Origin of the sequence: Fluviicoccus keumensis (assembly GCF_004217445.1) — a bacterium.
Lineage (GTDB): Bacteria > Pseudomonadota > Gammaproteobacteria > Pseudomonadales > Moraxellaceae > Fluviicoccus > Fluviicoccus keumensis.
On the sequence record NZ_SHKX01000010.1, the window covers coordinates 347,017 to 368,935 of the forward strand.

Annotated in this window: 23 protein-coding genes and 1 tRNA gene; 5 read left to right on the top strand and 19 right to left on the bottom strand. The window is 61.7% G+C overall.

Annotation, left to right across the window (positions count from 1 at the left end):
• The first annotated feature begins 26 nt into the window (after positions 1–26).
• Both EV700_RS02620 and EV700_RS02625 read left to right on the top strand, forming a co-directional pair.
• Positions 27–767: a M48 family metallopeptidase gene (locus EV700_RS02620; protein ID WP_130410794.1), complete on the top strand. Its 741-nt coding sequence runs from the start codon at positions 27–29 to the stop codon at positions 765–767.
• 62 nt (positions 768–829) lie between these two features.
• Positions 830–906, top strand: a tRNA-Ile gene (locus EV700_RS02625).
• Between the two features lie 88 nt (positions 907–994).
• Here the strand turns inward: EV700_RS02625 and EV700_RS02630 are convergent.
• From EV700_RS02630 to EV700_RS02650, 5 genes are read right to left on the bottom strand one after another with little or no spacing between them, the layout of a single operon-like run.
• Positions 995–1,522 (bottom strand): hypothetical protein, encoded by a 528-nt coding sequence (locus EV700_RS02630; protein ID WP_130410795.1) that lies wholly within the window; start codon positions 1,520–1,522, stop codon positions 995–997.
• A 45-nt stretch (positions 1,523–1,567) separates the two neighbouring features.
• Positions 1,568–2,125, bottom strand: coding sequence for a DNA-deoxyinosine glycosylase (locus EV700_RS02635; RefSeq protein ID WP_207224551.1), 558 nt, complete (start codon positions 2,123–2,125; stop codon positions 1,568–1,570).
• Positions 2,116–3,339, bottom strand: a complete 1,224-nt coding sequence (locus tag EV700_RS02640) for a hypothetical protein (protein ID WP_130410797.1) — start codon at positions 3,337–3,339, stop codon at positions 2,116–2,118. Before EV700_RS02640 ends, EV700_RS02635 begins: the two co-directional genes overlap by 10 nt.
• The gene (locus EV700_RS02645; RefSeq protein WP_130410798.1) at positions 3,336–5,678 is read right to left on the bottom strand and encodes a putative bifunctional diguanylate cyclase/phosphodiesterase; all 2,343 of its coding nucleotides are present in this window, start codon (positions 5,676–5,678) and stop codon (positions 3,336–3,338) included. Before EV700_RS02645 ends, EV700_RS02640 begins: the two co-directional genes overlap by 4 nt.
• Before the next feature lie 9 nt (positions 5,679–5,687).
• Positions 5,688–6,317: a methylamine utilization protein gene (locus EV700_RS02650; protein WP_130410799.1), complete on the bottom strand. Its 630-nt coding sequence runs from the start codon at positions 6,315–6,317 to the stop codon at positions 5,688–5,690.
• 135 nt (positions 6,318–6,452) lie between these two features.
• On the opposite strand from EV700_RS02650, the gene EV700_RS17180 reads away from it, so the two are divergent.
• Entirely contained in the window at positions 6,453–6,578 is a 126-nt protein-coding gene (locus EV700_RS17180) for a hypothetical protein (protein WP_278044875.1), read from the top strand.
• A 68-nt stretch (positions 6,579–6,646) separates the two neighbouring features.
• Positions 6,647–7,132 (top strand): potassium channel family protein, encoded by a 486-nt coding sequence (locus EV700_RS02655; protein WP_130410800.1) that lies wholly within the window; start codon positions 6,647–6,649, stop codon positions 7,130–7,132.
• 45 nt (positions 7,133–7,177) lie between these two features.
• Here EV700_RS02655 and lysS read toward each other — a convergent pair whose 3' ends face one another.
• From lysS to rpsP, 11 genes are all read right to left on the bottom strand, one after another.
• A complete protein-coding gene (gene lysS / locus EV700_RS02660) occupies positions 7,178–8,716 on the bottom strand; it encodes a lysine--tRNA ligase (RefSeq protein ID WP_130410801.1) in 1,539 nt (512 codons plus the stop codon).
• 7 nt (positions 8,717–8,723) lie between these two features.
• Positions 8,724–9,819 (bottom strand): peptide chain release factor 2 gene (prfB, locus tag EV700_RS02665; protein ID WP_130410802.1). Its coding sequence is split into 2 segments (ribosomal slippage): positions 8,724–9,746 and positions 9,748–9,819, totalling 1,095 coding nucleotides; the frame shifts between segments, so codons are not numbered across the junction.
• Between the two features lie 42 nt (positions 9,820–9,861).
• Positions 9,862–11,598 carry a single-stranded-DNA-specific exonuclease RecJ gene (gene recJ / locus EV700_RS02670; protein ID WP_130410803.1) on the bottom strand — a complete coding sequence of 579 codons (1,737 nt, stop codon included), beginning with the start codon at positions 11,596–11,598 and terminating at the stop codon, positions 9,862–9,864.
• 112 nt (positions 11,599–11,710) lie between these two features.
• Positions 11,711–12,862: a threonine synthase gene (gene thrC / locus EV700_RS02675; RefSeq protein ID WP_130410804.1), complete on the bottom strand. Its 1,152-nt coding sequence runs from the start codon at positions 12,860–12,862 to the stop codon at positions 11,711–11,713.
• Positions 12,863–12,919: 57 nt separating this feature from the next.
• On the bottom strand, positions 12,920–14,224 hold the full coding sequence (locus EV700_RS02680; protein WP_130410805.1) for a homoserine dehydrogenase: 1,305 nt from the start codon (positions 14,222–14,224) through the stop codon (positions 12,920–12,922).
• Positions 14,225–14,319: 95 nt separating this feature from the next.
• Positions 14,320–15,141, bottom strand: a complete 822-nt coding sequence (locus EV700_RS02685; RefSeq protein WP_130410806.1) for a DsbC family protein — start codon at positions 15,139–15,141, stop codon at positions 14,320–14,322.
• Between the two features lie 72 nt (positions 15,142–15,213).
• Entirely contained in the window at positions 15,214–16,176 is a 963-nt protein-coding gene (gene xerD / locus EV700_RS02690; RefSeq protein ID WP_130410807.1) for a site-specific tyrosine recombinase XerD, read from the bottom strand.
• Between the two features lie 61 nt (positions 16,177–16,237).
• On the bottom strand, positions 16,238–16,606 hold the full coding sequence (rplS, locus tag EV700_RS02695; RefSeq protein WP_130410808.1) for a 50S ribosomal protein L19: 369 nt from the start codon (positions 16,604–16,606) through the stop codon (positions 16,238–16,240).
• 62 nt (positions 16,607–16,668) lie between these two features.
• Positions 16,669–17,445, bottom strand: coding sequence for a tRNA (guanosine(37)-N1)-methyltransferase TrmD (gene trmD, locus EV700_RS02700; protein ID WP_130410809.1), 777 nt, complete (start codon positions 17,443–17,445; stop codon positions 16,669–16,671).
• Between the two features lie 23 nt (positions 17,446–17,468).
• Positions 17,469–18,005, bottom strand: coding sequence for a ribosome maturation factor RimM (rimM, locus tag EV700_RS02705; RefSeq protein WP_130410810.1), 537 nt, complete (start codon positions 18,003–18,005; stop codon positions 17,469–17,471).
• 5 nt (positions 18,006–18,010) lie between these two features.
• Complete coding sequence (gene rpsP / locus EV700_RS02710) at positions 18,011–18,253, bottom strand: 30S ribosomal protein S16 (RefSeq protein ID WP_130410811.1); 243 nt, start codon at positions 18,251–18,253, stop codon at positions 18,011–18,013.
• A 145-nt stretch (positions 18,254–18,398) separates the two neighbouring features.
• On the opposite strand from rpsP, the gene EV700_RS02715 reads away from it, so the two are divergent.
• Positions 18,399–19,166, top strand: coding sequence for a tetratricopeptide repeat protein (locus tag EV700_RS02715; protein ID WP_130410812.1), 768 nt, complete (start codon positions 18,399–18,401; stop codon positions 19,164–19,166).
• Here EV700_RS02715 and EV700_RS02720 read toward each other — a convergent pair.
• From EV700_RS02720 to EV700_RS02730, 3 genes are read right to left on the bottom strand one after another with little or no spacing between them, the layout of a single operon-like run.
• Positions 19,129–20,406 carry a TRAP transporter large permease gene (locus tag EV700_RS02720; protein WP_130410813.1) on the bottom strand — a complete coding sequence of 426 codons (1,278 nt, stop codon included), beginning with the start codon at positions 20,404–20,406 and terminating at the stop codon, positions 19,129–19,131. The two genes, EV700_RS02715 and EV700_RS02720, sit on opposite strands and share 38 nt — an antisense overlap.
• Positions 20,403–20,897, bottom strand: a complete 495-nt coding sequence (locus EV700_RS02725; protein ID WP_207224552.1) for a TRAP transporter small permease — start codon at positions 20,895–20,897, stop codon at positions 20,403–20,405. Before EV700_RS02725 ends, EV700_RS02720 begins: the two co-directional genes overlap by 4 nt.
• Positions 20,894–21,901 (bottom strand): TRAP transporter substrate-binding protein, encoded by a 1,008-nt coding sequence (locus tag EV700_RS02730; protein ID WP_130410815.1) that lies wholly within the window; start codon positions 21,899–21,901, stop codon positions 20,894–20,896. The genes EV700_RS02725 and EV700_RS02730 overlap by 4 nt, the downstream gene beginning before the upstream one ends.
• Between the last annotated feature and the right edge of the window lie 18 nt (positions 21,902–21,919).

Consider the following 21,919-nt stretch of genomic DNA (forward strand, 5'->3'; position numbering starts at 1 on the left):
GTCTTTCTACCGTGCTATGGCTTGCCATGTCCTCCGATTTCCAGATTAGCCACGAGGGTCAGATCATCCGTTACCGGCTGACGGCGGGGCGTAGTACGCGCGGGGTGGTGTCGTTGAAGGTGCGGGCGGACGGGCTGGTGCTGGCGTCGGTGCCGCCGCGGGTGCATCCGTCGGCGGTGCACCGGCTGGTGCGCGAGAAGGCGGACTGGATTTGCGGGCATCTGGCCGGGCTGGCGGAGCAGCCGGTCGCGGCTTCACCCTACCCCCCCTTGCGCTATGTCGATGGCGAGCAGCACCTGTTCCTGGGACGGCCCTATCCGTTGCGGGTATTACCGCATGACAAGGTGCGGGACCGGCTGCGGCTGGAGGACGGGGAGCTGCGGCTGTTCAGTTCGCGGCCAGATCCGGAGAAAACGCCGCAGGTGCTGTATCGCTGGTATGCGGTCGAGCTGGAGGCGTTGATTACGCGTGAAATCGCGGCGCTGACGGCGGGCATGCCGTGGGTGAAGGAGCCGCCCTCTTTCCGGTTGAAGCAGGTCCGGTCGCGCTGGGGCAGTTGTTCGGGGCGAGGCAACCTCAATTTCAACCTGCATCTGGCGAAGGCGTCGCCGGAGGCGATCCGCTATGTGGTGCTGCACGAGTTGTGTCATCTGGCGGAGATGAACCACAGCGAGCGTTTCTGGCGGCTGGTGGAGGAGCGGATGCCGGACTGGAAGCGGCACCGGGCCTATTTCAAGGCGCACGGGACGCTGCTGATGCGCGCCTAAGGGATTGTTTTTACACTATCGTTTGGCGGGAAGCTGGCATATAATCCCGCGTCACTTCGAGCGGGCCTGTAGCTCAGTCGGTTAGAGCAGAGGACTCATAATCCTTTGGTCCAGGGTTCAAGTCCCTGCGGGCCCACCACTTTCAGCGGGCACTCACGTTCGCGCACGTTTCAGCCCAAACGCCGGGCACCGCTGGCAACCAGCCATGCCCTGGCGTTGCGGCATCCTCAATGCTTCTTCTTTTTCGTCTTGGCCTTATTGGCCTTGGACGTCTTTTTGGCTGCCGGTGCGGCCTCCTTAACGGGGGCGGCGACAGGCGCGGCGGCGGGCACAGGCTCGGGCGACCCCTTCAGTTTCTGGTCAATCATACCCGCGGCGCCTTTCACGGCATCTCCGGCCACCTGACCGGCCAGCGCACTACTGCTCCCCTTGACCAGTTGGCCCGCCTTGGCGCTGGCCGCCTGAGCCGCCATCCCGGTGGCCATCGAGCCCAGCGGATTGGTTTCCGCTGCCGGAGCATTCTTGGCAAACTCAGCGGATGCTGTGGCGGCCTCCTGCTTGGCCTGGTCCTGAACCGCCTGCTGGGTGTCCTTGGCGATCTGCTTGCCACCCGTGCCGCTGACAGCACCGGAAACCGCGCTTTCCACGCCCTTGTTCATCAATTGCTGACCGACCGCCTTGAGGTCGGTTGCCCGGGCCAGCGGCGACAAGAGCAGAACGGTTAACAGCGGAAGCGCGAGATGATTGAATTTCATGGTTATTTCCATCACAAAAGAGGGCAGTGAACGACAGGGTGATGATTACAGAAAATCCGCAGCCGGGTCATTCGGGAAATTGTAGCCGGGAGACGCCAGCGCCGCCGCCCATGCCGCTTGCTTGTGTATTCGCGATACCCCGGCATGAGCAGGGCTGGTTGACGGCAAACGGATCAACTGCAACCCCTCCGGAATCTCCTGTCGCCCCATCACCTGCCTGCGGAAACACTGCTCGGCCTTGGCGCCATTGAACAGCACCCGGCTGATAGCCAGATGCACGCGGAAGAATGCCGTAAAATCATTGGGAACACTGGTCGCATCGACAATGGCGGCATCCAGGCTGCCTTCCCGCTCACAGGCATGCAGCACATCCCACAAGGCGATCCCGGCGGCGGACAGCGCCGCCACGCGATCGGCATAGTCGGCACCCGCAGGCACTCCGGTCACTGCTTCCAGAATGCTCCAAAAGGCATTACGCGGATGCGCATAATACTGTTGCGCGCGCAGGGAGGCTTCACCGGGCATGCTGCCCAGGATCAAGACGGTGGCGGTGGGCGAAGCCACAGGGGGAAAGGCCCGCTTCAGGCGCGTCGTCAGAACCACCAGCGCACCCTGCCCTGCCACAGGTCTTCGGTGCGTTCCGCGGGTAGACCCAGCAGCAGCCGTGACTCCCGGTCGCTGTCCTGCCGCAACCATTCCAGCCCGGCGTCCATTCGCCGGCAGAACTGCCAGTTCCAGCCTGCCGCCAGCGCTTGGCCGTATTCCTCATTGGGGTCCGCCGCCTGGCCGTCGCGATCCTTCACCGCAAACCAGTCATAACGCACGCTGAACCGGTGCTGGCCGCGCTGATGGCTGGCCAGCACATACCACGAGCGGTAATCGGCGATCAGGTCGTGGAAAGGGACATAGCCCATCACGGTCCGGCCGCTCATCACCTGGGCCAGCACCGTCGTGGATTCGCCATACCACGCCAGCCCCAGATGGTTGAAGGTGGTATCCCAAGCCCACTGGCCGTCTTCAAAACCGGTGGGGTCGCCGCGATTGTCGTAGCGCATCAGCGTCAGCGCCAGCCGGTCCTGATAGCGATAGCCGACGCTGGCGTAGTAACCGGTCGTATTGTCGATTTCCCGGAACGGCTTGATGCCTTGCATCTGTCCCGCCCAATAACCGCCCGCCTTGAATACCGGCAGGTCGGGGAAAGGCAACGCTTCTCCGGCGGCCGTCACGCGGTCGCCGACCGACCAGCCGCGCCACGCCAGTAAACCGCCCGCCGGGTCATTCCAGCGAAAAGCCCCGGCCGTCGCCTGCCAGTCGTGAGGTGTTCCGGCCTGCGCGCCGTTGTATTGCAAAGTCGCCTCCGCACCCAGCGACCGCAGCTCCTCACCCACCCAAGTGTTGATGGCGGAACTGCTGATCAGGTATTCCGAGGTCCAGCCCGGGCCGTGGTTTTCCAGCGACAGCTCGGGAAAGTACATTCCCGCCTTGGCCTTCCAGCGCCAGGCGCTGGCAGGCACCGGTCGCCATTGCAGGTATGCCTCGCCCACCCCGGCCGCCTCGTCCCGCTGCTCATAACCGTTCAGCCACACATGGCCGCTGACCGTACCCTCCGTCAGCTTGCCGGACAATACCGCCTGCCCCAGCCGCAAGCCGTCGTGGCCGCGGTCAAAGCGCTGCTTGTCCAGCCCGCCGTACAGCCAGCCCGCATCACTGTCGCTGCGTGCCGCCCGGATATCGACCAGGCCGTGCACTTCCCCATCCAGTGCGTGCGCGGACATCGCGGCCAGCAGGATCACGCCACCCGCCCCGATTCTGTTCATGCTCTCTCCGCCTTGTCTGGCCGCTCGCTCATCCGCTGCCGCCACCAGTGCTCGAACGCCTCCGCCGCCATCGGCCTGGCAATCCAGTAGCCTTGGGCGATATCGCAGCCGTAACGCGACAGCAGCTGGATGATTTCCTCGCTTTCCACGCCTTCCGCCACCAGGCTAAGCCCCATGTTATGACCCAGCTCGATCGTGGAGCGCACGATGATGGCATCGTCTTCATTATGGGTCAGATCCATCACGAAGGACTTGTCGATTTTCATCTCCTGAACCGGCAGCCGCTTCAGCTGCGCCATCGAGGAGTAACCCGTACCGTAATCATCAATCGCCAGGCGCACGCCCCGTTGCCGCAGGCCGCCCAAGAGCTCAACCGCCTTGTCGATATCGTGCATCACGGCGCTTTCCGTCACCTCCAGCCACAGGCTGTCGGCGGTCAGGCCGCTGGCGGCCAGGGCATCGGCGACATTGCCGATCAGCGCCGGATCCTGCAGGTCTACCGAAGAAATATTCACCGCCATCATCAACTCCATGCCCTGCTGTCGCCAGCGAGCGCACTGGGCCAACGCGGTGCGGATCGCCCACAGCGTCAGATAGCGGATATTCCCGGTCTGCTCCGCCAGCGGAATGAAGTCATCCGGAAAAATCAGCCCGTGCACGGGATGCTGCCAGCGCACCAGGCATTCCACGCCGGTAATTCGCTGAAGCTTCAAGTCCAGCTTCGGCTGGTAATGCAACACCAGCTCCCCACGCTCGATCGCGCCGCACAGCTCGCTCATCAGCGACAGCCGCAAAAGGCTGTAGCGGTTCTGCTGATGACTGTAGAGCGCGCAGGGCAAGCGTTTTTCCTTGGCGACATACATGGCGATCTCGGCCCGCTGCAACAACGTTGCCGGGTTTTCCGCATGCTCGGGATACAGCCCGATACCCATGGCGGCGTTAACGGTCATCGCGATATTCTCGATCACTACCGGCTGGTCAAGAACCTGCTTGTAATGCAGGCCCAGCGCCAGCACCTCGTGCCGCTCCACACCGCTCAGAAGGATGACGAAGGCATCGCCGGAAAATCGCGCCACCCGGTCTTGCGGCCGTTGCTGCGCCAGCAAGCGCTGGGCGATCTGTTGCAGCACCCGGTCGCCGCTGTGATGCCCCAGGGTATCGTTGATATCCTTGAAATGGTTCAGCCCCAGCACCACCACCGCCGCCGCCTGCTGCGGCTGCGCGGCGATCCCGTCCTGCAGCCACTGCTGGAAGCGCAAGCGGTTCGGCAATCCGGTCAGCGGGTCATGGTAAGCGGCATAGGCAATCTGCGACTCGCGCTCGGCAATGGCCTGACGCATGGTGTCGAATTCCGCAAACAGCTCCTGCACTTCCCCCCGTGACGGCGGCGGCGGCGCGGCGGCATAGTCGCCGCTGCCCAGACGGCGCACATAACGCGCCAGCTCCGACAACGGCCGGCTGACCGACCCCGCAATAAAGAAGGCTCCCAGAACGGTCAACCCCAGCGTCACCCCGGCCATCAGCGTCAGCTGCCAGAACAACGGCCGGTAGCCCTGCATCGCCTCCGACAAGGATCGTTGCAGCACCACATCCAGATCCCCGTCCGGTCCCTGGAGCGGCGCGGCATACAGCAACTGGTCATCCGCCTGCAAGGCGCGGGCAACTCGCGGACGCGGCCAGTCCAGCATTTGCAGACTATCGCGGTCAGCCCGGTCCAGACTGCTGGCCAACACCCGCATCTGCCTTCCCTGCCGTTGCACGAACGATACCTGCAGACCGGTCAGGTCGGAGAGGTGGCGCGTGGTTTCATCACTCTGGGCAAAACCCAGCACGAACCAGCCGATCAGGTTGGGAGCCGGAGCATAGATGGGGGTAACAAAGACGTGGTACAGCCGATCATCACGCACCTGCAGCATGTCCTGCTGCCCGGCATTCGGCCCGACGGGCAGACGGAATAGCGACCCGGATGCAAAGCGGGCATCCGTCGCCGCCAGCACCTTGCCCGAAGCATCGGTCGCCAGCGCCAGGTCTGCCGAACTGCGCTGACGGAAGTTATCCAGCACGACCCGCAGCGACTCGACGTTGGCGCGGTCGGAAAACGTGGCGATCTCCGAACGCAGGCCGAAGTCCTGGGTGATCAGGCCCGCCATCGCGGTCTGCGCCTGACGGCGGGCATTCAGCTCATTGCCGAAAACCTGCCAACCGGCATGCAATTGACGCTCGACCTGCGCGCGGGTATGCGACCAGGTGCTGCGATAAACCAGGACAAAATTGACACACAGCGCCAGCGACAGCAACCCGACAAAGAACAGGAAAATCGAGCGGCGCAGACCGTACATGGCGCCTCCTCAGTCATAACCGTGCGGACGGCGGCGGGGATCGGGCTTCAGCGGCTGCGCCAGCCGGATCACCAGCGGCGTGGCGGACAGCTTCTGCACCAGCGGTTCCGGAGCCGAGGCCAGACGCGGATGCCAGACGCTGATCTCTTTCGCCGCACTGTCCGGCGCGGACAACCGCACCTCGCCCTCGGCATTGGTCTGCCCGAAGGAAGACGTGGGCAGCACCAGGATGTAGGCCAGCATCCAGTCATGAATGTTGCAGCCCAGGGTTACCAGCCCCGGCTTATCGAACAGCACCGTATGGGCGTTGTGACTGCCCGGAAACAGTTTCAGCTCGAAACGCTTGGCGGGGGAAAAGGAATAGACATGATGGTTGATCGAGTCCGAATTCGGGAAATCCACTTGCGTACCGGCCTGCACCGGCAACACGAACGGTTTGAAACGCTTATCGATCTGATCCATCACCGACGGGGCTGGCGACAAGGGCGGCGCTCCGGGCGACACCCAGACCACGGCATCCGGCAGCGGCTGGCCATCCGCGGTCAGCACCCGCACCGACCATTCGGCCGCCAGCACGGGCCACGCCGCCAGCCACAAGGCAACCATTAACCCGGCATCCGTTTTCAGGCGTGGCAACATGCGGCAGTCCCGGCAAAAGAGAGTTGTTCCCGGGAAGTATTAGCCCCATTACGGCGGGGAAGCAAGGCGAATTGTCAGGTACGTCCGGACGTTCTACACTGGTCAGGAAACCACCGACAAGACCGGAGAACCGGCATGCATGCTTTCTGGCAATGGGAACAACACCTGCTGGCGCGGATCCGCGCCGTGCTGCTGATTCTGGCTGAAGGCGACATTCCGGAAAGCTGGCAGGCGTCGGCGGATAACAACCGCCCGGAATAAGCCGCTTGCCGCCGCCCGTGGCCCGTCCCTAGAATAGCCCTATAAAATTTCCGCCATCCGACGGCCTCATGACCTCCGAATTCAACTTCCTGCTCGCCACGCTGGTCGGCTTCTTTCTGGTCCTGGCTACCGTCATGGTGCATTATGAAGCCCTGCGCCTGATCTCGCTGCTGTTGCCGCGCCTGAAGGTACAACCCCGCCTGCGCATCCTGGCCGTGATTTACGGCGTCTTCCTCGCCCACACCATCGAAGTCTGGATATTCGCCAGCGCCTATTACCTGCTCAGCGAGCAGATGCCGCTGGGATCCTTCAGCGGCGTTGCCGCCAGCCAGTTTTTCGACTATGTCTACTTCTCGGTGGTGGTCTATACCTCGCTCGGCTTCGGCGACCTGCTGCCGGTACAGCATGTGCGGCTGATTGCGGGCATGGAGTCGCTGCTGGGCCTCGTCATGATCGGCTGGTCGGCCTCGTTTACTTACTTGATGATGGAACGCTTCTGGAAAGACCATCCCGGTCACCCCAATCACCCCTCCCGAAAAGACACTCCCAATTAAGCAAAAACCCCGCACGTGGCGGGGTACTTGTTTTCCAGCAACGGATCAGGCTTCCGGCCGCATGTGCGGGAAGAGGATCACGTCGCGGATCGACGGCGCATTGGCGAACAGCATCACCAGGCGGTCGATGCCGATGCCCTCGCCCGCCGTCGGCGGCAGGCCGTATTCCAGCGCGCGGATATAGTCGGCGTCATAGTGCATCGCCTCGTCATCCCCGGCATCCTTCTCGGCCACCTGCTGCATGAAGCGCTCGGCCTGGTCGATCGGGTCGTTCAGCTCGGAGAAGCCGTTGGCGATCTCGCGGCCGCCAATGAAGAACTCGAAGCGGTCGGTGATGAAGGCATTGTCGTCGTTGCGACGCGCCAGCGGCGACACTTCGGCCGGGTATTCGGTGATGAAGGTCGGCTGGCGCAGTTGCGTCTCCACCGTTTCCTCGAAAATCAGCGTATGCAGCTTGCCGATGCCCCAGATCGACTTCACGGCCATCTTCAGCTTGGTGCGCACAATCTCGGCCGCCTGATCGTAGTCCCACAATTGTTCGCGGGTCAGGTCCGGGTTGTATTTCAGGATCGAATCGACCATCGACAAACGCTCGAACGGCTTGCCGAAGTCGAAGACCTCGCCCTGGTACTCGATCAGGGTGCGTTCGGCTTCCGGCTTGTGCTTGAACACGTCCAGCGCCACGGTGCGCAGCATTTCCTCGGTCAGGTCCATCAGGTCGCGGTAGTCCGCATAGGCCTGATAGAACTCGATCATGGTGAATTCCGGATTATGACGGGCGGACACGCCCTCGTTGCGGAAGTTGCGGTTGATTTCGAACACGCGCTCGAAACCGCCCACCACCAGCCGCTTCAGGTACAGCTCCGGCGCAATGCGCAGGAACAGCGGCATGTCGAGGGCGTTGTGGTGGGTGTTGAACGGCTTGGCCGCCGCGCCGCCGGGAATGACGTGCATCATCGGCGTTTCCACTTCCATGAAATCGCGACCGGCCATGAAGCGGCGGATGCCGTCGATCACTTGCGAGCGGATGCGGAAGGTCTTGCGGGTGTCCTCGCTGACGATCAGGTCGACGTAGCGCTGGCGGTACTTCATTTCCTGGTCGGCCATGCCGTGGAACTTGTCCGGCAGCGGCCGCAGCGACTTGGTCAGCAGGCGCAGCTCTTCCACGTGCAGCGACAACTCGCCGGTCTTGGTCTTGAAGACATAACCGCGCGCGCCGACGATATCGCCCATGTCCCACTTCTTGAACGCGGCATAGACGTCTTCCCCCACGGCATCACGGGCAATGTACAGCTGGATGCGGCCGGACATGTCCTGGATGGTGGTGAAGCTGGCCTTGCCCATCACCCGCTTCAGCATGATGCGGCCCGCCAGCGAGAAGTACTGCTTGTCGGCTTCCAGCGCCTCGTTGTCCGGTTCGGCAAAACGGGTTTGCAGGTCGGCGGCATAGGCGTCGCGACGGAAGTCATTGGGGAAGGCGTTGCCCTGCTCCCGCATCTCCGACAGCTTCTGCTTGCGCTCGGCGATCAGCTTGTTTTCGTCAACGGCGGGCGCGGCGTTCGGGGTGGTGTCGGTCATGGTCATCTCGTGGTTACAGTCCCATCTTCAGGGAGGCTTCAATAAACGCATCCAGGTCGCCGTCCAGCACCGCATCCGGCCGCGAATGCTCGATGTTGGTCCGCAGATCCTTCACCCGCGACTGGTCCAGCACGTAGGAACGGATCTGGCTGCCCCAGCCGTTCTCGGACTTGGTTTCTTCCAGCGCCTGCTTGGCGGCGTTCTTCTTCAGCATTTCCAGCTCGTAGAGCTTGGCGCGCAGCAGCTTCCAGGCGCGGTCGCGGTTGGCGTGCTGCGAACGTTCGTTCTGGCAGGCCACCACGGTATTGGTCGGCACGTGCGTCAGCCGCACGGCGGAGTCGGTCTTGTTGATGTGCTGGCCGCCCGCCCCGGAGGCACGGTAGGTGTCGGTGCGGACATCGGCGGGATTGATGTCGATCTCGATGTTGTCGTCCACTTCCGGCGACACGAAGACGGCGGCGAAGGAGGTATGACGGCCGTTGCCGGAGTCGAACGGCGACTTGCGCACCAGACGGTGTACGCCGGTCTCGGTACGCAGCCAGCCGAAGGCATAGTCGCCTTCCACGCGGATGGTGCAGCTCTTGATGCCCGCCACTTCGCCTTCGGACACTTCCAGCAGTTCGCCCTTGAAGCCGTGGCGTTCAATCCAGCGCAGGTACATGCGCATCAGCATGCCCGACCAGTCCTGGGCCTCGGTGCCGCCCGCGCCGAACTGGATGTCGACGAAGCAGTTGCTGGGGTCCATTTCATTGCTGAACATGCGGCGGAATTCGAGGTCGGCCACCATCTTTTCGGCAGAGTCGAGTTCGGCCTGCACATCTTCCAGCAGTGACTCGTCATCGGCTTCCACGGCCAGATCGAGCATCGCCTGGGCGTCGGTCAGCTGCACCGTCAGCTTGTCCAGAACACCGACGCTGTTTTCCAGCGCGGAACGCTCCTTGCCCAGCGCCTGCGCTTCCTCGGGGTTGTTCCAGATGGCGGAATCTTCCAGGGTCCTCAGGACTTCTTCCAGACGCTCTTTCTTGAGGTCGTAGTCAAAGATACCCCCGGAGCGTGTTTCCGCGCTCGGCAAGGTCTTTGATATGGCGGACGTAGGGATTGATTTCCATGACGGTCTACAAGCTGCAAAAAAATAAGGGGCGGATTTTAACCTAAATCGGGCGCGGCTCCCAATACTCCACCTTCATCTGCACGCGGCTTTCTCCGCGAAAGGTGTTCACATCCAGCCGGTAGGCCAGCAAAAGCCGTTCCGGCGGCTCGTGCCAGTCCACCATGTCGGTGTTGAAGGCGATCGCTTCCAGGGTCGCACCGTGGCCGGGATGCTTCAGCGTCAGCTTCATGTGCTTCTCCTTCAGCACGCGGTGATCGACGCGAATGAACTCGCCGGTGAACAGCGGCTCGGGAAAGGCCTGCCCCCACGGTCCGCCCTGCCGCAGCTGTTCCGCCAGCGTCAGGGACAGGTGCGTGGGGTCCAGTTCGCCGTCCGTCATCAGGCTGGCGGTCAGCTGTTCTTCCGTCGCCACCTCCGTCACCGCTTCGCGGAAGCGCTCGCTGAATTCGAAGAAGTTGTCCGCCGGAAGGGTCAGCCCCGCCGCCATCGCGTGACCGCCGAAGTGGGTGATCAGACCGGGATATTGTGTTGCCACCCGCTCAATGGCGTCACGCATGTGGATGCCGGGAATGGAGCGCGCCGAGCCCTTGATGGTCAGGCCGCTGTCATCCGCCGGCGCAAAGACGATGCACGGCCGGTGAAAGCGGTCCTTCAACCGCCCGGCGACAATACCGATCACGCCCTGATGCCAGCCCGGCTCGTATAACGTCACCGCGCTGGGCAGGGTTTCCGGCGCCCAGTCCAGCCGGTCGAGGATGCGCAGGGCCTCGCGCTGCATCGCCGATTCGATTTCGCGGCGTTCAATATTCAGCGCATCCAGCTCTTCCGCCAGTTGCTGCGCCATCATCGGCGAATCGGCCAGCAGGCATTCAATGCCATGCGCCATGTCGTCCAACCGCCCGGCCGCGTTCAGGCGCGGCGCGATGGTGAAGCCGAGGTCATCCGCCTGCAGGGTCGACAGCTCGCGCTTGCCCACCCGCAGCAGCGCGGCGATTCCCGGACGGCACTTGCCCTGGCGGATACGCTCCAGCCCCTGCGCCACCAGGATGCGGTTGTTGGCGTCCAGCGGCACCACATCGGCCACGGTGCCCAGCGCCACGATGTCCAGGTAATCGGTCATGTTCGGCGCGACACGCCCCTCGAACCAGCCCTGCCCCTTCAGGTGCGTCACCAGACTGGCCAGCAGGTAGAACACCACGCCGACGCCGCACAGGTTCTTGCTGGGGAACGGGCAATCCGGCTGGTTGGGGTTGAGGATGGCGTCGGCATCGGGCAGATCCTTGCCAGTCAGGTGGTGGTCGGTAATCAGCACCCGCACCCCGGCGGCCTTCGCCCGCGCCACGCCCTCGCGGCTGGAAATGCCGTTATCGACGGTGATGATCAGGTCCGGCCGCTTTTCTGCCAGCGCGACGTCGACGATTTCCGGGGTCAGCCCGTAACCGAACTTGAAGCGGTTCGGCACCAGATAATCCACGTAGCGCGCGCCGATCGCGCGCAGCGCCAGCACGGCCAGCGCGGTGCTGGTCGCACCGTCGGCATCGAAGTCGCCGACAATCAGGATGCGCTGCTGTTCCCGCAAGGTGGTCGCCAGCAAGTCCAGCGCCACCGGCAAGCCTTTCAGCTGGTTTGATGAGGCCAGCGACTTCAAACGGTGCTGCAACTCCTCCAGTGACTGCACCCCGCGCGCGGCATAGACCCGCGCCAGCACCGGGTGCAGGCCTTGCAGGGCAGAAGGGATGGCGGGAACCGGACGGACTTTCAACAGCTTGGGGGGCATGGCGGCGGAAACCTGGGGCGGGGGAAACCCGTTCAATAATACTGGCGGACATCCGGAATGCAGAGGGGCGCGATTCCTCGCGCCCCTCTGCCGCAACGTCAATGCGACGAAATTACAGCTTCATCGCTTGCAGGATCGAATCACGCACTTGCGCCAGCGTGGCATCAATGGTCAACAACGTAGCGCTGTTGTTGCACTGCTGGATGGCGGTGTCCGGATCCTTCAGACCGTTGCCGGTCAGGGTACAGACAATGGTGGAACCTTCGGGGATGCGACCGTTCTTGATGTCGCGGATCGCGCCGCCAATGGACGCCGCCGAAGCCGGTTCGCAGAAGATACCTTCGTACATCGACAGCATGCGCTGGGCATCAAGGATGTCCTGATCGGCCAGTTCGTCAAACCAGCCGCCCGACTCTTCCTTCACCTTCCAGGCTTGCGCCCAGCTTTGCGGGTTGCCGATGCGGATGGCAGTAGCGACCGTTTCCGGGTTGGCGACGGCGCCGCCACGCATGAACGGTGCGGAACCGGCAGCCTGATAGCCGATCATCTTCGGACGGCTGCCGATCACCGGACCACCGGCATAGCGGCAATGGCCGTTGCAGAACGAGCACGACTCAGTAACTTTCTGACCGGCCGGGGTGGAATATTCGCAGTAGCCGATCCAGTGCGCGGTAATGTTGCCGGCGTTGCCGACGGGCAGGCAGTGGTAGTCCGGCGCGCGGCCCAGTTCTTCGACAATTTCAAAGGCAGCGGTCTTCTGGCCTTGCAGGCGGAACGGGTTGACCGAGTTGACGATCGTCACCGGCGCTTCCTTCGCCACTTGCTTCACCAGTTCCATGCCGTCGTCAAAGTTGCCGCGGATTTGCAGGGTGATGGCGCCGTACATCATCGCCTGGGCCAGCTTGCCCATGGCGATCTTGCCTTCCGGAATCAGCACGAAGGCCTTGATCCCGGCGCGCGCGGCGTAAGCGGCGGCGGCGGCGGAGGTGTTGCCGGTCGAGGCGCAGATCACGGCCTGGCTGCCTTCTTCCACGGCCTTGGTCACGGCCATGGTCATGCCGCGGTCCTTGAACGAACCGGTCGGGTTCAGGCCTTCGTACTTGACGTAGATATCCACGTCCTTGCCGATCAGCTTAGGAATATTCTTCAAGCGAATCAGCGGCGTATTGCCCTCACCCAGCGAAATGATGCGGGTGTCGTCAGAAACCGGCAGGTGGTCGCGGTACTTGTTGATCAGGCCGGTGTAACGTTGTCCAAAACTCATGATGGGTCTCTCGTTGCGTCGTACGCTCCCCCGTTGCCGCGGGGGAGGAAAAAGTCTTCAGGCGTCCAGGGCTTCCAGACGGATGCGCACCACCGGGGCGACGATATCGGTCAGGGCTTCCAGACTGCCGATGGCGCGGTTCATCTCGCGCTCGATCACCGGCTTGGTCAGGATGATCACCGGCACCGTGCCCGCTTCGTGGGCGGGCTTCTGCAGGATGGCCTCGATGCTGATGCCGTTTTCGCTGAGGATACGGGTCACATCGGCAAGCACGCCCGGCTTGTCATTGGCCTGCAGGCGCAGGTAATAGGCGGTGCGGATGGCTTCCACCGGCAGGATCGGCGTATCGGCCAGCTCATTCGGCTGGAAGGCCAGGTGCGGCACATAACTGTTGTTGTCGCTGCTCAGCGACCGCACGACATCGACAATATCCGCCACCACGGCCGACCCGGTCGGACCCGCGCCCGCGCCCGCGCCGTAATACAGCGTCGGGCCGACGGCGTTGGACTGCACCAGCACCGCGTTCTTGACGCCATGGACATTGGCGATCAGGCGGTCAGCGGAGATCAGCGTCGGATGCACGCGCAGCTCGATGCCTTCCGGCGTGCGACGGGCGATACCCAGATTCTTGATGCGGTAACCCAGTTCCTCGGCATAGCTGACGTCTTCGCGGGTCAGCCTGGTAATGCCTTCGGTGTAGACCTTGGCGAACTGCAGCGGAATGCCGAAAGCGATCGACGCCAGGATTGTCAGCTTGTGCGCGGCATCGATGCCTTCCACGTCAAAGGTGGGGTCGGCTTCGGCATAACCCAGCGCCTGCGCTTCCTTCAGCACATCGGCGAAGTCGCGGCCCTTGTCGCGCATTTCGGTCAGGATGTAGTTCCCGGTGCCGTTGATGATGCCGGCCAGCCACTCGATGCGGTTGGCCGCCAGGCCTTCGCGCAGCACCTTGATGATCGGCACGCCGCCGGCGACCGCGGCCTCAAAGGCCACGTACACGCCCTTGGCTTCGGCGGCGGCAAAGATTTCATTGCCGAATTCGGCCAGCAGCGCCTTGTTGGCGGTGACCACGTGCTTGCCGTTGGCGATGGCGGTCAGCACCAGCTCGCGCGCGGTGGTAGTGCCGCCGATCACTTCCACCACGATATCCACTTCCGGATCGTTGACGACGGCAAAGATATCCTGACTGACCTTGACGCCGTGCAGATCGTACTTGCCGGAGTCGCGGCGGATGCCGACATGGGAAACCTGGATGTAGCGGCCTGTGCGACGGCTGATTTCCGCCGCATTTTCTTTCAGCAAATTGAATGCACCGCCGCCGACTGTTCCCAGCCCGACGATGCCGACTTTAACCGGTTTCACCTGATCACCTGTGCGATTTTCCGCAGAGCGGACAGTGTTGCAAAAACAGCGATGATATAACGGATCGGCGGGAAAATGTACCCGCCGCCCCACCGTTACTTGATGCCCAGCTCATCCGCAAGGCTCTTGGGCGGCAGATAGCCGCCAACCTGCGCACCGGACTCGGTGAAAATGGCCGGTGTACCGTGAACGCCGACCTGCGCCCCCAGCTCATATTGGGCCTTGACCGGATTGGCGCAGGCCGGGCTGACCACATTCTGCCCCTGCTTCGACAACGTCAGCGCCTGCAAGGGGTTGGCATTGCACCACACAGCCTCCAGCTTGCTGGCGGAAGGCGATGGATAACCGGCTCGAGGGAACGCCAGATAGCGAACCTCAATCCCCAATGCATTGATTTCATTGATTTCAGAGTGCAGCTTGCGGCAATAACCGCAGTCGACGTCTGTAAAGACATAAACCGCCGCCTTACGCTGGCCCTTGGCGGGATAAATCAACATATCCTTCAGCGGCACCGCCGCCAGGGCCTGTTTGCGCTCCTCGGTCAGTACTTGCTCGGTTTCACTCACCAGTTCCTTGCCGTCAATCCGGAACAACTCCCCTTGCAGCATGTATTTGCCGTCGGCGGAGACGTAAGAAGGGCCATAGCCTTTGACCTTGACTTCGTACATCCCCTTCAGGCTGGAAGGACGCACCGCATCCACCTTGACTTGGGGAGCCGCCTCGGCCAACGCCGCCCGAATATTCTTCTCGGCCAACTGGTCCGACGTCATCTGGACGTCCGGCGCCGACGGTGCGGCTGCTGGAGATGCCGCGGGAGCGGATTCAGCCGCAGAGATCATCTGCGTCTTGAGCGGCTTGTCATTCGGCGCGCAGGCCGCCAAGGCCAGCGCCGAAAGCAAAAGCATGGTGCGATTCATGATGCTCTCCTCATAATTTCATCAAGTCTGACCCAGGTGGACGCCTGCCGCCACAAGGTTTGTGTATCCCGATCACCCCCGGGGGTGATGCTCGGCATGCAACGCCTGCAGGCGGGCGCGGGCCACATGCGTATAAATCTGAGTGGTCGCCAGATCGGTATGCCCCAACAACATCTGTACCACACGCAAATCGGCGCCATGATTCAACAAATGCGTGGCAAAGGCGTGGCGCAAGGTGTGCGGCGACAGCGGCCGATCAATACCGGCCTGCCGGGCATACGCCTTGATGGCATACCAGAAATTCTGGCGGGTCATGAAGCCGCCCTGACGGCTGGGAAACAATGCGTCCGTCGGACGCCCCCGCACCAACTCCGGCCGCCCTTCCGTCAGGTAACGCAACAGCCAGTCGCGCGCCACCTCTCCCAGCGGGATCAGGCGCTCCTTGGCGCCCTTGCCCCGCACTCGCAAGAAACCGGCGCGAAGGTTGGGTTCGTCCACCATCAGTCCGACCAGCTCGGAAACCCGCAGGCCGCAAGCGTACAGCACCTCGAACATGGCCCGGTCACGCAGGCCGTTTGGCGTCGAGGCCTCGGGGGCCGCCAGCAAGGCCTCCACATCCGCCTCTGAAAGATCCTTCGGCAGGGGACGCCCGGTTTTCGGCGATTCGAGCCGCACGGAAGGATCCACGGACAGCAGCCCCTCTGCAAGCCCGAGCCGATAGAATCGCTTCATGGCGGACAGGCTACGCGCCATGGAGCGGGGATTCGCCCCCTGATCCCCCAAGGCACCCAAGTACCCTTGCAGATCTGCCTCTCCCAGCACCGACAACGGGCGACCGGCCCATTGCGCCAATTGTTTCAGGTCCGTCAAATAGGCATTGACCGTGTGCGGACTCAGCGCCCGGGCAATCAGGCGGTCGCGCAACCAATCCAGCTCTACCCCCGTCGCCCCGTCAGGCAGGGATACCGGCGCCAGGGGACGCCCCCTCCCCCGACGAGGCCGGGTCGAAACCGGCTTTCGATCTGGCTGGACCATTTTCACTCCCGCAAAAAAAAGGCGACCCGCAGGCCGCCCATTTTTATACACCGTTTCCGTCTTAATCAGCACGGGCAGTGAGTTTTTCCTTGATACGGGCCGACTTGCCGGCGCGATCACGGAGGTAGTACAGCTTGGCGCGACGCACAGCGCCGCGACGCTTGACTTCGATACCGGCAACGACCGGAGAGTGCGTCTGGAACACACGCTCGACGCCAACGCCATTGGAAATCTTGCGCACGGTGAACGCAGAATTCAGGCCGCGATTCTTGATGGCGATAACCACGCCTTCATAGGCCTGCAGACGCTCACGATCGCCTTCCTTGACCTTCACCTGAACGATAACGGTATCGCCGGGGGCAAAGGAGGGAATGTTCTGTTTCAGTTGGGCTTGTTCAACAGCTTGAACCAGCGGATGCTTACCGCTCATGGCAGTTCTCCAATACGGCTGCAGAGGCTGTGGGACAAGCCCGGCGCATGCAACTCATTTCATTACAGCCCCTTATCGGGACTGACCGAGGGCTCAGCCGCTTCCGAACGCAGTTCGGCAAGTATACGGCGTTGCTCCTTGTTCAACGGCGCATCGTCCAGAAGCTCGGGACGACGCAACAGTGTTCGCTTCAGGCTTTCCCGCCAGCGCCAGCGCTGGATGGCGGCGTGATCCCCGGACAACAGCACGGAGGGAACCGCCTCGCCTTCATAAATTTCGGGGCGCGTATAGTGGGGACAATCCAGCACACCTTGCACAAAGGAGTCCTGTTCGGCCGACTGGCTATGCCCCAGCACCCCCGGAATGCGGCGGATAACCGTATCCATCAGCACCATGGCCGGCAGCTCGCCACCGGACAGCACATAGTCGCCAATCGACCATTCCTGATCGACGCAGCGGCGGATCAGGCGCTCATCCACCCCCTCGTAACGACCGCACAAGAGAATGAATGCGGCATTTTCCGCCAGCTCCACGACCGCCGGCTCATCCAGCCTACGCCCCTGAGGCGACAGATAAATCACCCGCGGAGCAAAACCGGCCGCCTCAGCCTCGACACGCGCCGCTGCAATGGCGCGCTCCAGAGGCTCGGGCATCATCACCATCCCGGGACCGCCGCCGTATGGACGTTCATCAATGCGGCGATAATTGTCCTCGGTGAAATCACGCGGATTCCAGCAGCGAATGGACACTTTTCCCTGGCTGACCGCCCGACCGGTCATCCCAAAGTCGCGAATGGCGGCAAACATCTCGGGGAAGAGCGTGATCACGCCAAACCACATCGGGCGGGTCTCCGCGTTCCGGTTCAGAATTCCGGATCCCAATCGACAACAACACGTCGCGAGGCCAGATCCACATGTCTGACAACCCGCTCAGGCAACCAGGGAACCAGACGCTCGCGATCGTCGATGCTGCCGGCAACGGGGCGGATCACCAGCACATCATTCGAACCGGTTTCCATAAGACTGTGAACCTGCCCCAGCAGGCGACCGTCGTCCAGAAATACGGAAAGGTCCAGCAGGTCGGACCAGTAATAGTCGCCGTCCGGCAACTCGGGCAAACACGACTTGTTCACCCACAGAACGGTGCCTTTCAGGCCCTCCGCTCCATTACGGTCGGTCACGCCATCAATGCGGATGACCAGACCCTTGCCCTGCTCCCGCCATTCCGCCACACGCAGTTCCTGCATGCGCCCGTCAATCCGGGCATACCAGGGTGCATAGGCAAAAATATTGGCAATGGGATCCGTATTCGAATAAACCCAAACCCAACCCTTGATACCATATGCCGCCTGAAGACGACCCACCTCAACCAGCTGGTCGGGGGACGGAATGTCGGACATGCGTATCAGGCAGCAGTGGCCTTGGCCAGCTGGGCAACACGCTCAGAGGGCTGGGCGCCTTGGCTGATCCAGTACTGGTAACGGTCGGCATCAATACGGACGCGTTCAGCATTGCCGCGAGCCACCGGATTGAAGAAACCAACGCGTTCAATGAAACGACCGTCACGGGCGCTGCGGCTGTCAGTCACAACAACTTGATAAAAAGGACGCTTCTTTGCGCCGCCACGAGCCAAACGAATAACTACCATAACTTTATCCACCAGAACGGTTAGGCTTATCGCCATAAAGGGCGGTTATTCTACGGCAAAAAAGCTGCCGATAAAAGATACCGCCTAACAAAAGTGTACAGCCTGTGGTATATAAGCCGAATTGCAGGCTCCATGGACTCCAGGCATGTCACCGAAGGCCCGAAAATCTTCAGGAAAACCCCGCAACAGGCCGAACATCGTCGTTGTATTGACGGCCGGAGTCACCTTGCTACTGGCCGGGTGGTTCCTGTCCGGCAGCTACGCCGGCTACAACGACTTCATGGCCAGAGGCTATCTTGAAGCCTGGGAATACCAGAACAGACTCAAAAACCAGAGCGGTCAGGTTTTTACGCCCTCGACCGAGCAACTGGCAAGCGCCAGGCGCTACGCCACGTTGGCCACGACCCTTTCCCCTTCAAACGCCGACTTCCAGCTGACGCTGGGCAACGCCTATCTTTGGGGCAGCGCCCAAGCCGGCGTCCAGGACTGGAAAGCCCCGGCGCTCAACGCCTTGCGCCAGGCCTGCGCATTAAGTCCCGCCAGACCCGATCTCTGGGTGCGCCTGGCTCGGGCAAAATCCATTGCCGGCGAGTTCGACCACGAATTCGACACCGCCTTGGCGCGAGGCAACCAGCTGGGTCCCTGGCGTCCGTCCAGCATGTACGACATTATTGAAACCGGCCTGATCGTATGGCCGAGGCTGTCATCCGCAGCACGCGAAACCGTGATGTCGACGATCCAACGATCCCAGCAATGGCATCCCGCCTCCAGCAACGGCGCCGGATACGCCCTGAATATTCAACAACTGGTTAGCAGGCTGCATCGAAACGATGAGGTATGCAGCCTGCTGCCGCACGCCGGCGAACCCTGCCCGTTCAAAGCAGCGCCAGGCTCAGCACCGGGACAAACGTAATGATCAAGACGGCCACCATCAATACTCCCAGGAAAGGCAGGGTGCTGGCCGCCAAGTCCAGCATCGGTTTCTTGAAGCGGTAGCTGGCAATCATCAGGTTCATCCCGACTGGCGGCGTGCAATAGCCTATCTCCATATTGGCCAGAAAGATGATCCCCAAATGCACAGGGTGAATGCCGAATCCGGCCGCCATGGGCAGCAGCAGCGGCACCATGATCACCAGGGCCGAGAAAATATCCAGGAAACACCCCAGGATCAGCAGGAACACATTCAACAACAGCAAGAATGCCCATTTGCTGTCGATATACTGTTTCACCAGCGCGAACAGCTTGGATGGAACCTCGGCATCGATAAACCAGTTGGTCAGCGCCGTCGCTACCGCAAGGATCAGCAAAATCCCCCCAACCATCACCATCGCCTCACGCATCAAGGCAATCAGGCGCGTTAGACGAACTTCGCGATAGACAACCAGCGAAACAAACGTGACGTAAAGGGCGGTCACAGCCGCCGCCTCAGAGACCGCAAAGACCCCGCCGTAAATCCCCCCGAGGACAAACACCGGCAAAGGCAGTTCCCATTTGGCCTCCACAAGGGCACGACCGAGCTCCCTCCAGCAAAAGGGCTGCAACTCCACCGGCCGGCGCTTGGTCACCCAATAACCAAAAAGGCTGAGCAGAGCCACCATCAGCAGCGCCGGGAAGAGACCGGCGCGAAATACCGCGTCGATAGTCACACCCGCCCCTTGCGGCATTTGCTGGGCAATAATGGCGTACAGGATCAGGGGCAGGGACGGAGGCAGCAATAATCCCAGGGAGCCCGAGGTCGTCACCAAGCCCAATGAAAAACGCTCGTCATAACCGGCTTGGCGCAATGCGGGGTAAAGCAACGCCCCCATGGCCACGATGGTCGCACCGCTGGCACCGGTAAACGCCGTAAAGAAAGCGCAGGTGGTGAAGGCGACGATCGCCAATCCCCCCGGCAACCACCCGAGGAAAGCTCGCGTCAAACGCACCAGGCGATGTGAGGTCTGTCCCTCCCCCAGAATATAGCCCGCATAGGTAAACAGCGGCAGCGCCAGCAGCACGGGCGTCTCGACGATCCGGTAGATTTCCACCCCCATGACCGTCAGGGGAATTTCATCATGCCAGAAGCCCAGCATTGCGGCACCCGCCAGAACAGTAAACAACGGGGCTCCCAGCAAGGCGAACACAACCAAGGCCAGACAAAGCATCAGGATCATTGCTGACCCCCGCGCCGGGCGCCGGCGAAAGCAAGTCCGCCATGAGCCAAATAACGCAATGCCATGATGGCAAACGCAACCGGCATGATCGACTCACACAGCCACGACGGCGCACCGGGAAAAGTGAAGGATGCCGACTCACGCTCGATAATCACAAAGTCATAGGAGTGCCATGCCAACAAAAAGCAAACCCCGGCAGCAAACATGTCCGTCAGTGAGCCAACATAGCGAGCCGCCTTTTCCGAGAGGAAACGGGTTATCAGATCCATGCTGATATGCTGATGCTCACGACTGGCGACAATGGCTCCCATCAGCGCGATCCACAGCACCAGAACCCTCAGCAATGAATCCGCCCATAACAAGCCGCTGTCAAACAGGTTGCGGAGGCCGATTTGCACCACGGCCAACCCGATCATCACCACCAGCAGCAAGGCCAGAATACCGTCTTCAATCCGATGCAGGGCTTTCAGCAACATGTGAAGAACGTTCATTGCTTGCGGCCGGACCTCAGCTGCTTCAGATTTTCCTCCAGCACCTGCATGACCTGCGGGGACACGATACCCGCCTTCACAATCCGCTCACCGGCAATCTGGGCATCCTTTTCCCACTCCTCTACTTCCTGCGAGGAAGGCCTGACCGCCTTGATCCCTTGCTTTTGCAGCGCCTCCCACGCCGCCAGGTTATCCTGACGGTTTTGCTTGTCGATCTCACGGAAAACGCGCGTCATCACTTCCCGGACCACGGCTTGGTCAGCCGGATCAATTTTCGCGAATGCCTTCTGATCAATCGCCAGCACCCCCACGATGTAACTCAACGGCAACTCCGTCACATAACGAACCTGCGTATGCCACTGCAATGCCAGCGCACCGATCGGGGATGAGGCAACGGTATCGACGATGCCGGTCTGCAAGCCCGGCAATACGTCGGCCAACGACAGCGGAATGGGCGAAACCTGGAAGGCCTTGAGCGCTTCAGCCGATTGCGGATCATTCTCCGGAATCCAGACCTTGTGCTTGCGGAGCTCCGCCACCGACGATATCGGGCCGGTTTTCGACATGGCATAGGCAAAACCGGCCTCAGCGAAACCGAAATTGACCATGCCGCCCTGCTCCAGGGAGCGGGACAACATTGAATCCATCTTTCCACGCACAGCGTCGACTTCATTGAAATTCTTGAATTTCAATGGCATGGCATAAATCTGCACATCACGGTTAAAGTCGGTCAGGCTGCCGGCGGTTACAGCGCCGCCCTGCAACTGGCCGATCTTGATTTTACTCAGCACGGACCGGTCATTACCCATGGTGCCGCCGGTATAAAATTTGAATTGCACCCGGCCCTGTGTCCGCTTATCCACCTCGCCAGCACCGGCGCGCATTTTGGTCATCCACCCGGAACCATCAGGCGACAAGGTTGCTATTTTCAATGTCAGCGCAGATGACTCCGCACTGAGCATGCCCGCAATGATGCCGATGCATAACAATCCGATTTTTTTCATTACCCCTTCCCCGCCTGA